This is a genomic window from Paenibacillus sp. FSL k6-2145 (genome assembly GCF_037976585.1).
In the GTDB taxonomy this organism is placed as follows: domain Bacteria; phylum Bacillota; class Bacilli; order Paenibacillales; family Paenibacillaceae; genus Paenibacillus.
This window is the reverse complement of the sequence record NZ_CP150267.1, coordinates 2,576,283-2,589,544: the sequence shown is the minus strand read 5'-3', so window position 1 is coordinate 2,589,544 and position 13,262 is coordinate 2,576,283. Positions and strand designations below refer to the sequence as shown.

12 protein-coding genes are annotated in these 13,262 nt (G+C 47.9%); 8 read left to right on the top strand and 4 right to left on the bottom strand.

All coding sequences use genetic code 11. From position 1 onward, the window contains the following. Window positions 1-61: 61 nt before the first annotated feature. A complete protein-coding gene (locus NZ043_RS11560) occupies window positions 62-1,318 on the bottom strand; it encodes a DUF445 domain-containing protein (RefSeq protein ID WP_339311866.1) in 1,257 nt (418 codons plus the stop codon). A 332-nt stretch (window positions 1,319-1,650) separates the two neighbouring features. Between NZ043_RS11560 and NZ043_RS11555 the strand changes: the two genes are divergently transcribed. The 3 genes from NZ043_RS11555 (at window position 1,651) to NZ043_RS11545 (ending at window position 4,120) form a co-directional block, all read left to right on the top strand. After that, window positions 1,651-2,478 (top strand): aldo/keto reductase, encoded by an 828-nt coding sequence (locus NZ043_RS11555; protein WP_249912974.1) that lies wholly within the window; start codon window positions 1,651-1,653, stop codon window positions 2,476-2,478. 275 nt (window positions 2,479-2,753) lie between these two features. After that, window positions 2,754-3,272: a sigma-70 family RNA polymerase sigma factor gene (locus tag NZ043_RS11550; RefSeq protein WP_091038104.1), complete on the top strand. Its 519-nt coding sequence runs from the start codon at window positions 2,754-2,756 to the stop codon at window positions 3,270-3,272. Continuing rightward, complete coding sequence (locus tag NZ043_RS11545) at window positions 3,269-4,120, top strand: hypothetical protein (RefSeq protein ID WP_339311863.1); 852 nt, start codon at window positions 3,269-3,271, stop codon at window positions 4,118-4,120. The genes NZ043_RS11550 and NZ043_RS11545 overlap by 4 nt, the downstream gene beginning before the upstream one ends. 151 nt (window positions 4,121-4,271) lie before the next feature. On the opposite strand, the gene NZ043_RS11540 is transcribed toward NZ043_RS11545, so the two are convergent. Continuing rightward, window positions 4,272-4,733, bottom strand: a complete 462-nt coding sequence (locus tag NZ043_RS11540; RefSeq protein WP_017691032.1) for a cupin domain-containing protein — start codon at window positions 4,731-4,733, stop codon at window positions 4,272-4,274. Window positions 4,734-4,990: 257 nt separating this feature from the next. Between NZ043_RS11540 and NZ043_RS11535 the strand changes: the two genes are divergently transcribed. After that, the gene (locus NZ043_RS11535) at window positions 4,991-5,842 is read left to right on the top strand and encodes an AraC family transcriptional regulator (protein ID WP_017691033.1); all 852 of its coding nucleotides are present in this window, start codon (window positions 4,991-4,993) and stop codon (window positions 5,840-5,842) included. A gap of 152 nt (window positions 5,843-5,994) precedes the next feature. Here the strand turns inward: NZ043_RS11535 and NZ043_RS11530 are convergent, their stop codons facing one another. Beyond that, window positions 5,995-7,608, bottom strand: a complete 1,614-nt coding sequence (locus NZ043_RS11530) for a glycoside hydrolase family 28 protein (protein WP_339311861.1) — start codon at window positions 7,606-7,608, stop codon at window positions 5,995-5,997. A 480-nt stretch (window positions 7,609-8,088) separates the two neighbouring features. Here NZ043_RS11530 and NZ043_RS11525 point away from each other — a divergent pair, with 480 nt between their 5' ends. From NZ043_RS11525 to NZ043_RS11510, 4 genes are all read left to right on the top strand, one after another. Beyond that, a complete protein-coding gene (locus NZ043_RS11525) occupies window positions 8,089-8,817 on the top strand; it encodes an amino acid ABC transporter ATP-binding protein (protein ID WP_051449904.1) in 729 nt (242 codons plus the stop codon). A gap of 39 nt (window positions 8,818-8,856) precedes the next feature. Continuing rightward, window positions 8,857-9,687 (top strand): transporter substrate-binding domain-containing protein, encoded by an 831-nt coding sequence (locus NZ043_RS11520; protein WP_017691036.1) that lies wholly within the window; start codon window positions 8,857-8,859, stop codon window positions 9,685-9,687. A gap of 101 nt (window positions 9,688-9,788) precedes the next feature. After that, entirely contained in the window at window positions 9,789-10,511 is a 723-nt protein-coding gene (locus NZ043_RS11515; RefSeq protein ID WP_215074643.1) for an amino acid ABC transporter permease, read from the top strand. Window positions 10,512-10,735: 224 nt separating this feature from the next. After that, window positions 10,736-11,386: an amino acid ABC transporter permease gene (locus NZ043_RS11510; protein WP_036673117.1), complete on the top strand. Its 651-nt coding sequence runs from the start codon at window positions 10,736-10,738 to the stop codon at window positions 11,384-11,386. A 503-nt stretch (window positions 11,387-11,889) separates the two neighbouring features. Here NZ043_RS11510 and NZ043_RS11505 read toward each other — a convergent pair. Further along, window positions 11,890-13,227 (bottom strand): FAD-dependent oxidoreductase, encoded by a 1,338-nt coding sequence (locus NZ043_RS11505; RefSeq protein WP_339312724.1) that lies wholly within the window; start codon window positions 13,225-13,227, stop codon window positions 11,890-11,892. Window positions 13,228-13,262: the final 35 nt, after the last annotated feature.

The window sequence follows — 13,262 nt, the reverse complement described above, 5'->3', positions numbered from 1 at the left end:
CCATTGATATTTGCATAACAAAAAGAGCCTTGCCCATTACTTCAAGGGTGGCTCTTTTAGGTTATGCCAATGCCATCTGCAGCGCAGTCAGCGCAATCCCGATAACAAATCCGGTAACCGCTCCGTTGATCCGAATCCATTGCAGATCCTGTCCAACCTTATCCTCAATCATCGAAACCAAAGTGGCATTGTCCATTTTGTCCACATTTTCGCGTACCAGTTTACCGATTTTGGAATGGTTTTTCTCCAGCAGTGTTGTGACGCCATTTACGATCTTGGCATTCATGCCTGTCATCAACTCTTCATCTGTCCGCAGATCAACCAATACCCGCTCAATGGCAGGCAGTGCATACGTATCTACATACTGTCCATCTTCCATCGCGGCGAGCGCCTTGTCTCTCAGTTCGGTGAGTTTGTTCAGCACCGTTTCCTCTGCGTTCCAGCCCTCCAGCATATTGTTCTTCCAGCTGTTGATTCCATCTTGCATAGCCTCGCTCATTGCCAGACGCACCGTCTGGGTACGTACCATATCAAGCACCTTGTACCTTAGAGCGCTGCCTTCACGTTTCATATCCTCTACCCGATCGAAGAGATATCCTTGTAAAATGCCACCCAGACGCTCCTCGTTCATATAACCAAGGAATGCATTCATCGCAAACTGCATCAATCCGTTCATCTGAATGCCACTGATGGCTTTCATGCCGCTTTCACCTAAAAACATAATCGTCTCGGGCTTAACTAGCCACTCCTCGGCTTGCTTCAGTCCGTAGTCCAGCGCTTTGGCGTCGTAACCCCGCTCTGTCATCTGGTGGGCAGCTCGTTCCAGAATCGGACCCAGATCAAAGGCGCCCGCTTGTGACTTGATCTCACGTGCTACGAGCGGAGCAATCTGCTCTAAAGGCAGACCAGCCAGAATTCGTTTGCAGAGCGTATCAATCATGATCTTGATCCCGTCACTGTGAAGCTCACGTGTCAACGTATCGAGCACCGTCTCTGCTGCTTTGAAATCTGCAATTTTCTCGGTAATGCTGTCTTTGTTGAGTAAGTTATTCTCTACTGCGGAGACCAGACCTTCCGTCATTTTATCACGATTTTTCGGCAGCAATGCCGTATGAGGAATTGGAATGCCGAGCGGGTGACGGAATAGTGCGGTAACTGCGAACCAGTCCGCAAGTCCACCCACGAGTCCCGCTTCAAATGATCCTACCAGCAACTTGCCCACAGGAACGCCCTGGAACGGCAAGGATGCAGCAAATCCCGCTCCCATTACTACGAGAGACCAGGCAGCTGCTTTTTTTGTTTGTTTAGGTTTAGCCATTGTATTCTTGCTCCTTTATCGTTAATCGTACGGTCTGGACTGTACCCGATCCCGCACTTCTTCGTTTCTTATGTAAACTCTCCACTAGCGAAGTCTTAACTTCCATATTTCGTATACTTCATCTTATCACCCACAAGCGTCAAAACCAAACCTCTGGTTGAAGAAAAAGGATAATAGCAGCGTCTATTCCGCAAGATGGGTCGTGCTTTTTTTAATATAAGGAAATTTTTAGTATAATCATTCAAGACGGCCCTTCGATATCGATTGGCTGCTGAACAGCAGGGTAATTACATAGTGGAACAATGAATCAATAAGAGGAGGAATTTCGGACCATGAAACACGTGCAGGACACAACCACGCTCTATAACGGAGTCAAAATGCCATGGCTGGGTTTTGGGGTATTCAAAGTTAAAGACGGAGACGAAGTCGTTCATGCTGTCAAAACAGCCATTCAAGCCGGTTATCGCAGCATCGACACTGCCAAAGCGTATAACAACGAAACAGGTGTCGCTCAGGGTATTCGTGAATCTGGAGTAGCTCGTGAGGATCTGTTCATTACCACTAAAGTATGGAATAGCGATCAGGGATATGAATCCACGCTAGCTGCCTTTGAAGCCAGTATGGAACGACTCGAACTGGAGTATCTGGATCTCTATCTCATCCACTGGCCGGTTAAGGGCAAGTACAAAGATACATGGCGAGCGCTGGAGAAACTCCATAAAGAAGGACGAATCCGGGCGATCGGTGTGAGCAACTTCCAGATTCACCATCTGGAAGACTTGATGATCGATGCCACGATCAAACCAGCAGTTAATCAGGTGGAACTTCACCCACTACTGATTCAGTCAGAGCTTCGTGAGTACTGCAACAAACATCAGATTCAGATCGAAGCCTGGTCTCCACTCGGACAAGGTCATCTGATGGATCATCCGTTGCTGAAGGATATTGCCGCCAAATACAGCAAGTCCCCCGCACAAGTGATTCTGCGCTGGGATCTGCAGAACGGCATCGTGACCATACCGAAATCCGTCACGCCTGAGCGTATTCGCGCGAATGCCGATCTCTACGATTTTGAGTTAACTTCGGAAGAATTAGAGCAGATTAACGGCCTGAACGAGAACAAACGCTTTGGTTCTGATCCAGACAACTTTAACTTCTAATATAAGCAGATTAATTCGATTACACCCGCCTTCGATCTTAGAAGAGCGGGTGTTTTGGTATGTGATGTTATAGGCCAACTATTCGTTGTTAAGAATGAAGGCGAGGTTCGTTATCCTATTCAGGGCCGAAAGAAAAAAAGTTTTTTTGACCGTTTAGAACTATTTCGTCTCCTCATCAGTCTAACGAGTGTCAAGCGAACTCAAGCACTTATATAGAATCCAGGCCTGGAACGAGCGGTGACTTGAATATTTAGGTTTATCAGGGGGGATCAGGAGTGGTTAGACTGAACCATAGAAAAACAAAAGAAGAACAGTTCAGCGAAAAAATAACAGTGATTCAAAATAAATTGTATCGACTGGCATACTGCTATGTTAAAAATGAACAAGAAGCGCTGGATATCGTATCCGAAGCGGTCTATAAAGGGTACGTCGCTTATGGAAAGATGGAGTCCATGACTTATTTTGATTCCTGGATGTCACGAATTGTGATTAACACAGCGATAGATCATATACGACGCAACCAGCGAGTGACCTATATGGAGGATCATGTGCAGGAGTTTGTGGCTCCAGAGCGAGGGGCATCCGTGGAAGAGAAAATGGATCTGTATGATGCACTGGATCGGCTTATCCCCGAGGAAAGAGCCTATATTATATTAAAATTCTTTGGGAATCTGCCTTTTCGAGAGATGGCTGAAGTGCTCTCCCTGTCGGAGAATACCGTTAAGTCAAAATTCTATCGGATTATCAACAAATTAAAAATGGATTTAATCGAAGGAGAGGTTGGAGATCTATGACAGGTAAAGAACGTTATGAAAACATTGAAATTCCAGCTCAACTTACAGATGTTATTCGTCAAGCCCAGCAAAAGGCTGCCGCTCGCAAAAGCTCCTCCCGTATCATTCGCTCTGCTTCCATTCTGGCAGCATGTGCCGCTTTTCTGTTCGTAGTCAACATTCCTACTGTCGCAAACGCCATGGTCAAAATACCTGTGGTCGGAACGATTGTTCAGGTACTTCAATTCGGCGATGGCGGCAAGATTACCGATGGAGTAACTGTGGGATCGGAAGCAACCGAAAATACGCTTAAAATCAATTTTAGCACCGACGAGCAAGATCAGACTAATGATGCACCCCATTATAATGTAGTACACAAAGAAGCACCGAATCGTATCCTCTTTACTTTTAGCGGTGCACGTTACATGGATATAGAGAAAGTCAAAGCCGACTTCATGACCCAGCCTTTAGTGAAAGATGTTTATGGTTCCATGATTTTAGACGACTCTTCCGTCGGATTCGTAGTTGTTTTAAAAGAAGGGGTACAGTATGCCGTAACGGAATTCAAGAACCCTGGATACCTGGAAGTGAAACTGACTTCCGACGGCAAACCGGTCACACCTCGGAAGGTATACTCTCTCCGCACAGAATCAATGCCTTTTGGAGAATCGATGGGTATAATTGAAGAATCCTATCCGGATGAGGACATCTCTTTCCTCAAAACGTCCACTGGTGAGTTTACAGCAGTTATTGGAGAATATCTTACCGCTGAAGAAGCTGAACAGAAGCTCAAAGAACTCGCTCAGCAACCGGATTATCATGAGGAGTTTTATGTGGACAGCTGGATGAGTAACGAGAATCCGAAGTGATTAGTCATTGCCAAAAGTGATGCTTATTCAAAAGGGAATGATCTATCCCTGAACTAGGCATAGACCTCAGCATACTTAATACGCTCAATCCAAAAAAATCCCGATTCGGATGCCCTGAGCATCTCGGATCGGGATTTTTACATATCAAAACCTATTCGCTTTTGGATACAAGCTTGAAATCATCAAAGTGGAAACCTGGCGCTACTACGCATGTAACCAGTACAGGCTCATCGCCCAGCGGGCGCGCTGTCTGCCATACGCCGGCAGGAACGAGCACCTGTGGTGATTGCCCCGCAGCAATATCCATCCCCAGAACAAGAACTTCCTCGTTCTCCGGGTTCTCCCCGTTGCCACCCAGCTTCAGTTCAACCGGACTGCCGCTGTGCCACAGCCAAAGTTCATCGGACAGAACCGTATGCCACTCGGAGATTTCATGTGCGTGCAGCAGGAAATACGTGGAACTTGCCGAGAATCGTGGGCCGGAGTATGTATCCGGCAGAACGGACTGTGGAATCTGATAAGATGCCTTCCATTCTTCCTTATACCAACCGCCTTCAACGTGAGGTTGCATATTGAGCGCAGCAACCAATGGCGATAATTCATGTGTCGTCATAACCTGTTTCCTTCCTTCCAAATCATATTGGAGACACTCCTTAACCAGAGTTTCGCCTCTCTCCCCCTACTCTAAAACATCATTCAAGTTTTGTCACCTTGACAGCACATATGGATCATGCCAGATTCGTTCTCTCGGTATTTAACGATAGGATTAAAGAAATATTTCATTCCCAATGATAGCGTTTACAAAAAGATGGATTTTCCGTTATGATATGGATATCGTTGTTAATCCGTGAAGCAGAGGGGAGCTGTACCATGAGTCTCATAGAGGATCGGATTGGACCCAAATATCGAATCGGTGAACATTCATTTACCATTGAACATATGCGAAGACATGATGGGAACGGTATGCCACAACCTCACGCTCATCCATTCTACGAACTGTATTACTTACTTGAAGGCGAACGAGTGTATTCCATGAATGGTCAGATTCTGTCCGCCCGCAAGGGTGATTTCATTCTGATTAATCCACACGATGTACATACCACCTCCAAAGGAAGCATTCCCGGCTTCGAACGAATTCTAATCGGTTTTTCGCCTGCTTTTGCAACGGGGATGGAACTCGGCATATGTGGTCTGCTGCCTTTTAATTGTTCAAGACTCCTTCGCTTGCCTGAAGCGGAACAGCCCGAGATGGAGCGTATATTGTGGCAGATGTTGCAAGAATGCAAAGAGCGACGCCCTCACTATGAGATCGCCGTAAGAAGTCTGCTTGCCCAACTTTTGATCCGTATTCATCGGGTAGAGGAGAACATCCGGCAGTCATGCCCAGGTCCCTTGCATCCAATGCAGGACAAAATCAGTGAAATCGTCACTTATGTGAATAAAAACTATACCGAACCACTTACGCTGGAGGGTGCAGCCAATCGTTTTTATATCAGTCCATCTTATCTGAGCCGAATGTTCAGCCGGTTTACCGGGTTTCGATTTAGCGAATATTTGCGAGTTGTTCGTGTCCGGGAAGCACAACGAAGATTGCTGTCCACACAAGAGCGTGTCCAGATGATCGCAGAGAAGGTAGGATTTGAGCATACGGCTCATTTTAACAAAACATTCAAACAGGTTACCGGTACAACACCGCTGCGCTATCGCAAGGAACACCGGTAGATCATCAGATCACTTCATATAAAAGCCGAGTGGGTAGCCTAGCTCCAGAGATTACGTACTCCTTATATCAAAAGGCATCGCGATTACTGGATCTATGGCTGCACCACTACGGCTGAATTGGACCAACTTGTCTAAACCCTACTACATACTTTTTACCTGCGAATGATCACGCCACTTCGTACTTCAGGACCCACAGAGATCTGACGACCATCTGTGTCAGCATCGCCTTCACGACATACAATGCCTGCGGACTCGTGTCCGGTCACCATCAGAAGTCGGCCATCTGCGCCTTTGCCCTGAATGCTCTCTAATTCTGCCCCTTTGCACTGGTGCAAATGAACCAGCGGACCTTCAGTGATCTGCGCCTGCAATTCAGCGATATGCAGATGTTTTGCATGAGCACATTGGATACCACTGCGAGCTTGCACGTTGTAACGCTGGATGATCACCCCATCCAAAGGCAGTTCCGGCAATCCACTCACAAGCAACGCAGTGTCGGCACCGGCACAGACCACATCCGATATTCGAATATCCCGGAACACTGGCGTCTCTTCGCTAATGTCCTGAGATAGATCACTGCCCCGGGCAGACCCTTCCTGATTTGCATAGAAAAAGGAAAACGAGATCGCTTCCATAATGATATCTTTCATATATATGCGCTCAATCTGAATGTCCTCAACCACTCCGCCGCGCCCACGTGCGCTTTTGAAGCGAAGTCCAATGTCCGTGCCGATAAACGTACAATCCGACACACGCACATGCCGCACACCACCGGACATTTCACTGCCAATTACAAACCCGCCATGACCGTGATACACCGTGCAATCCCGAATGGTGATGTACTCCGATGGAAGACCCAGTTCACGGCCTTCGGCATCCTTGCCTGATTTCAGACAGATCGCATCATCACCGACATCGAATACACTCTTCTCCACCACTACATGACGACAGGATTCAATGTCCAGCCCATCTCCATTCTGAGAAAACCACGGATTTCGCACACTCACGTTACGAATGGTGACATGCTCAGATGCCCAGGGGTGCAGATTCCATGCAGGCGAGTTCTGGAACGTTGGACCGTCCAGCAATACCCGTTTGCATCTGCGCAAGCTGACCATGTTGGGACGCAAAAAGTCTCTGACTTCTTCATAGGCAGAGACATCACGTACCTGCTCCTGATGCAACCGATTCGCGATAGTACCGCCCTCAAGTGCAGCTGTGGTAGGCCACCAGATTTCTTCATCTCCACCGGATTGCTCTACAACACCACCAGAAGCGACTAATCGGTTCCATTGTGAAGTGGTCATTTTGGAGCGTTTTACCGGACGCCATGCCTCACCGCCCCCATCCCATATCCCCTCACCAGTAATCGCAATATCCTCCAGTTGATCACCATCGATCGGGGATTGGCAACGTACCACCTGCCAGCCTTCGAAGCTTGATGCAATTAATGGGTATTGATCAAAATCTCGGCTAAACGTAACCAGTGCCCCTGCTTCCACATGTAGTTCGATACGGCTGCGCATTACAATCGGACCTGTGAGCCATACCCCGGCAGGGATTACGATTCTTCCACCTCCTGCTTCAGCACATGAAGAGATGGCAAGTCGGAACATCTCCGTATTATCTGTTACGCCGTCTCCAACAGCTCCATAGTCTGTAAGCTGAAAATCCTGAGCAGGAATGACAGGCAAATCGGCTTCATAAGCTCGAACATCGGACTGGGCACTTGCTCCTGTCGATATTGGGGAGTGATATGTATTCATCGTGCAGAATCATCCTCTCTACATGTAATGGAATGGTTATGGGATCAATACATCGCTTTTACTTTCCTTACTTACGTTCAAACGGACGCTCTCTCACTCCATCATATCAATGGCATGACGTGTAGGGTTGAGCTTTCTTGCCATGTACACGTGGAACTTGATGCTATTTGTTTTGTTAATCAGAGTCATAAATCAAACATCACTTTCAGTATACTCTATACAACTATTCCAAAGGTTGGTAAACAACTAGGAGAATAGATTCATTTTTCTGTCAGGATTCGTCACAAGACATTTAATAACATGACAGATATGTAACACATTTACTGGCTATAGCCCTAGAAAACCCATTACTTATGTCATGTTTTATCACAAACCAATTGCCATAAGCAGGATGACTATGTATGATTAAATAACTAGTTTCAATTTATTCCTTATTATTCCTTTTACACACAGACGTTGCAGAAAGGATGGGGTGTACTCTTGATTGAATTTAGGGGTGTCCAGAAACATTTCGGTCATTTTCATGTCCTCAAGGATATCCATCTTCACATTGAAGAAGGAGAGGTCGTCGTCATTATCGGACCTTCCGGCTCCGGCAAAAGCACGTTACTCCGCTGTATTAACCGCCTGGAGACCATTACCGAAGGTGAACTTGTCGTCAGTGGGATTCCTCTACATCAGAAAAAGGTGGACATTAACCTCTTCCGCCGTGACATCGGCATGGTATTTCAACACTTCAATCTTTATCCTCACAAAAAAGTCATCGATAACATTACCCTTGCACCCATGAAGGTGCGCAAACAACCCAAAGAACAAGCAGCCGCAACAGCAATGAAGTATCTGACCCGAGTGGGCATTGCCGACAAAGCAGACAGTTATCCCTCCCAGTTGTCCGGTGGACAGCAACAACGGGTAGCCATCGCCAGAGGACTCGCCATGGAGCCCAAAATCATGCTTTTTGACGAACCTACCTCTGCTCTCGATCCCGAGATGATCGGGGAAGTCCTCGATGTTATGCGTTCCCTTGCCCATAATGGCATGACTATGGTCGTTGTTACCCATGAGATGGGATTCGCCCGCGAAGTTGCGGACCGGGTCATCTTCATGGACGAAGGCCGAATTGTAGAAGAGGCCAACGCTGCCGAATTTTTTGACAACCCCAGAGAAGAACGAGCACAGCAATTCCTGAGCCGTCTGATTCATCATTGAGAATAATCCACTATTCCATTTTGAAAGGGGTCTTTATTCATGAAGAAATTATTGAAATGGCCATCATTTATGCTTGTCCTCATTCTCTCCCTTGTATTGTCAGGTTGTAGTACAGGTACAGATACACCTTCAGCGAGCGGTGGTGGCGATGCCGAGGCAAAAGGCACGATTGAGCGGATTAAGGAACGCGGTAAGCTAATCGCCGGTGTGAAATACGATACGAAGCTGTTTGGCTTGAAAGATCCCGCAAGTGGCAACGTTGAAGGATTCGATATTGATATCGCCAAGGCACTCGCCAAACAGATCCTTGGAGATGAGACAAAGGTTGAACTGAAAGAGGTCACTTCCAAGACACGTATTCCCATGCTGCAAAATGGAGACATCGACATCATCATCGCCACAATGACAATTACGGATGAGCGTAAGGAACAGGTAGATTTCAGTGATGTTTATTTTGAAGCAGGCCAATCCCTGCTGGTGAAAAACGACAGTGCGATTACCGGCCTGGAAAGCCTCAGCGGGGTGAAAGTACTCGCGGTGAAAGGCTCCACATCCGCTCAGAATATTCGCGAGAAAGCCCCGGATGCTGAGGTGCTTGAATTCGATAACTATCAGGATGCATTCACTGCTCTCAAAGCAGGTAAAGGCGAAGCGCTGACCACAGATAACATCATCCTCATCGGCATGCAACAGACGGATAACAGCTTCCAATTGGTTGGTGGCAATTTCACAAGCGAACCTTATGGTATGGCCATTCGCAAAGGCGACACTGCCTTCGTGGAGGAAGTCAACACGCTGCTCAAAAGCATGAAAGACAGCGGGGAATATGACACTTTACATGAGAAATGGCTGGGCTCCAAGCCCGAGTAACCCGAATTAAGATAGGTAAGCGGCGAATTCGTCTGCTGGATGCGAAGCATGAGCAGACGTAATCGCCGTTTCTACATCTGGAGAACGGAGGCTTCGCCTATATGGGCACATTGGATTTCAGCGTACTAATGCGACACTCGGATCGTTTTCTGGAAGGGTTCCTGAATACGATTCAAGTGAGCATTATGGCTCTCATTGGCAGCTTTATCCTTGGCGCGATCCTGGCTATCTTTCGGATATCCCCTGTGAAACCGCTGAACTGGATCGGCACGGCTTTTGTGGAATTTATCCGAAACATCCCATTGCTGTTGGTTGTGTTTTTCTTCTATCTTGGACTGCCTGCACTAGGTATCTCGCTGGATGGATTTGTCTCCGGTACTCTGGGTCTGACCATCTACACCGCCGCTTTCATTGCCGAAGCGATCCGAGCGGGTATTCAGACGGTGCCGCGTGGACAACTGGAAGCAGCAAGGTCTTCCGGCTTGTCCTATGTACAGGCCATGAACCTGATCATTCTGCCCCAGGCCATCAAAATTGTACTGCCGTCCATCGGCAACCAGTTCATCAATTTGGTCAAAAACTCATCTATTCTTGCTGTTGTCGCCGGTATGGATCTTATGTATTTTGCCGACCTGGTTAACTCGGATACGTTCCAACCGCTAAGTGTGTACACCATTGTTGCGCTGTTCTATCTGGTAATGACACTACCACTTAGCTTCCTGGTGCATTATATGGAGCGCAGGTTTGGACAGAGCGATGCAGAGGCGCGCAGCACCAAAGGCAAACCGAAAAAGAACAAACCGGCAGGTCAGGTTACCATGTAACAGATCGACTTGTACCTGGCGTAGATTTTTAGGGAGATATATTGGCTTGTCCATGTGGTTTAAATGAGTACTGGATCGTCTGTGTTTTGCTGGCATTGGTGATCATGTCACAGTGCATATTGTAATTCACTGCTACAGTGCTTAAGTTGCTTTATACACAGTCCATGCCCCATCTATTGATCTTCAATATTCTATTCCTGCATACAGAAGGAGGCTAATAAAATATGGACTTTAGCGGGGCCTATGCGTGGCCCAACCTTCGTTTCCTGCTTCATGGATTCCTGATTACCCTGCAGGTAGCAGGGCTATCCATTATATTCAGCTTTGTGCTTGGCACTGTGCTGGGTACGATCCGGTTTACCCGTATCCCTGTTCTGTCACAGATCGTCGCAGTGATCGTGGATACGATCCGGAATCTGCCGCTGTTGCTCATCATTTTCTTCATTCACATGGTACTTCCACAGCTCGGGATTAAAATGTCCGTCTTCTGGTCCACAGTTGTTGGACTGAGTCTGTTTGAAGGCGCGATGATCGCCGAGATCGTCCGTAGCGGTCTGAAGTCCGTTGAGCGCGGTCAGGTGGAAGCTGCCCGCTCCTCGGGCCTCAGCTACATGCAGACACTCGGTGGCATCATCATGCCACAGGCGCTACGTCGCATGTCCCCACCGATGGTCAGCCAGTTCATCTCACTCCTGAAGGATACTTCACTGGCGATCATCATCTCTCTGCCGGAGCTGATGCACAACGTGCAGATCCTTGGCGGTCAAAGTTTCGATTACATTATCCCGGCCCTGCTGCTCGCAGCCGTATTGTATTTTGTCATCAACTACGCGCTGTCCATTGTCGCAAGGCGACTTGAGGCACGGATGAATTGATAATCGGAGAGAATAAGGCATGAAAGAATACGACACATAAAGGAACATGAACGAACCGAGACCCCGTGATTGATCAGATATGATTAGGCATGGAGGAAAGAACCTAATAGATGAAAAGAATGAGAGCGCCCCAAAGACTCTAAACCCACCTAGCAGTGGAATTGGATTCTTTGGGGCTAAAATTTTGCTCATCAATTCACAAGCTTCCCACCAATTTCTAACGAACTGAGGGAAGCCTATTTAGCTATTTTTGGGATAGTTTCTAATCTAACGAATCGTAGACGCTCTATTCTTCCGATTCCCCCCACTTTTACCCCCTATTTCAGAGTTTTGAGTAAAATAACTTCACTGAGATTCGTTACATTTTTCATTTCAGCTTATAGCCCCACATTAGTCGTCTCAGGTTCGTTAAAACTTAAGCCACCGCGAATTAAATAAACACCCACTCCCACTATTAATGATTCGCCCGATTCGCCCATTTTAGCCCAGACTCAGCTCATCCGCTAGATCGTCGCTCCGTTGTGACGTAATTTCGCCTGTAACAGCTCGATCGGCAGTTTCACCGGGTCCAGCTTCATCTTCACTGTTAGTGCAGCCGCTGTCCCCGCGGCCTCCCCGGTAGCCATGCAGCTTGGAGTCAGCCTTGTCGTTGCATGCGCCTCATGTGTGGTAGAGATGCAGCGTCCTGCCGCCAGCAGATTGCGGATATTGCTAGAGATCAGACAGCGATACGGAATATCATACGCCCCATCCCCCTCTATAAAGGCAGCCACAACACCTTGACCCGAAGGGTCATGGATATCAATCGGATAACCACTTCTGGCAATCACATCGTCAAATTTCCGTCCTGCAACCACGTCCGCCTGAGTTAAGGCATAATGCCCAATGATTCGTCTGGATTCACGGATACCAATCTGCGGCGCTACTGCCGAGATCGAAGCCCGTTCAAATCCAGGCACATCACGCTGCAAAAACTCAGCGATCATCAGCACCTGCTTCCGGCCTTCCTGTTCCGCAGAGGTCAGATCCTCGGCATCCGTCGCATCGAGCCCCTGCACTCGGGTACAATTAATCAGCACTTCATCTTCTGCCGGTCCGGTAAAAAACAATACCTGGTCGCGATTAATCGGCACACCTGCTTTTTTCCACTGGGAGTAGAAACCACTCACCCCGGTTAACGGAATGCTGTCCAGTTCAGCAAAGGGGGTTTTCACATAGAAATCCTCCGGGTGCTCCAGCATGTATTGTTTCACTCGTCCAAGATCGACACCACGCATGCGGAATTTCATGGTCATCGGCTGTGACTGATGGTCGCCGTCTCGTCCCTTTGCCACAGAAGCACCCGCAAGATAAGCCAGATCCGCATCGCCGCTTGCATCCACAAATACATTCGCCTGGAACTCCTTTCTTCCAGACTTGTTGGTCACTCGCACGGCTTCCACCCGATTATCTACAACGACCACCTCGTCCACAAAGCTGTGCAACAGAAGCCGGACACCAGCCTCCTGCAACATCTCTGCTGCAACCACCTGAAAGATGGCTGGATGGTACGGCGTGACACTGTGTACAAATCCAACCGTATCACGCAAATGCCCCGGAGAGCCGCCACGTGCCTGCAAACGATTCACGATCTCCTGCGCAATGCCTTTAATGACCTGCTCCCCACGCTCCGTATGGAAAGTCATCCAGGGATAAACCATAGCGGCAGTTGACATCCCGCCCACGAATCCATATCGTTCCACCAGCACTGTTCGTATACCCTGCCTTCCAGCCGCAATGGCTGCCGCTATACCCGCAGGGCCCCCTCCCACAATAACGACATCTGCTTCTTCCTTTTTCATACTCTTCTGTTCACGCAAATGTTGCCCCTCCTTCC

What these genes read in the sequence shown, in the direction of transcription:
- NZ043_RS11515 (WP_215074643.1), top strand. Translation starts at nt 9,789, where the DNA reads ATGGGCACATTGGATTTCAGCGTACTAATGCGACACTCGGATCGTTTT.
- NZ043_RS11545 (WP_339311863.1), top strand. Translation starts at nt 3,269, where the DNA reads ATGACAGGTAAAGAACGTTATGAAAACATTGAAATTCCAGCTCAACTT.
- NZ043_RS11505 (WP_339312724.1), bottom strand. Translation starts at nt 13,227, where the DNA reads ATGAAAAAGGAAGAAGCAGATGTCGTTATTGTGGGAGGGGGCCCTGCG.
- NZ043_RS11535 (WP_017691033.1), top strand. Translation starts at nt 4,991, where the DNA reads ATGAGTCTCATAGAGGATCGGATTGGACCCAAATATCGAATCGGTGAA.
- NZ043_RS11520 (WP_017691036.1), top strand. Translation starts at nt 8,857, where the DNA reads ATGAAGAAATTATTGAAATGGCCATCATTTATGCTTGTCCTCATTCTC.
- NZ043_RS11555 (WP_249912974.1), top strand. Translation starts at nt 1,651, where the DNA reads ATGAAACACGTGCAGGACACAACCACGCTCTATAACGGAGTCAAAATG.
- NZ043_RS11560 (WP_339311866.1), bottom strand. Translation starts at nt 1,318, where the DNA reads ATGGCTAAACCTAAACAAACAAAAAAAGCAGCTGCCTGGTCTCTCGTA.
- NZ043_RS11540 (WP_017691032.1), bottom strand. Translation starts at nt 4,733, where the DNA reads ATGACGACACATGAATTATCGCCATTGGTTGCTGCGCTCAATATGCAA.
- NZ043_RS11510 (WP_036673117.1), top strand. Translation starts at nt 10,736, where the DNA reads ATGGACTTTAGCGGGGCCTATGCGTGGCCCAACCTTCGTTTCCTGCTT.
- NZ043_RS11530 (WP_339311861.1), bottom strand. Translation starts at nt 7,608, where the DNA reads ATGAATACATATCACTCCCCAATATCGACAGGAGCAAGTGCCCAGTCC.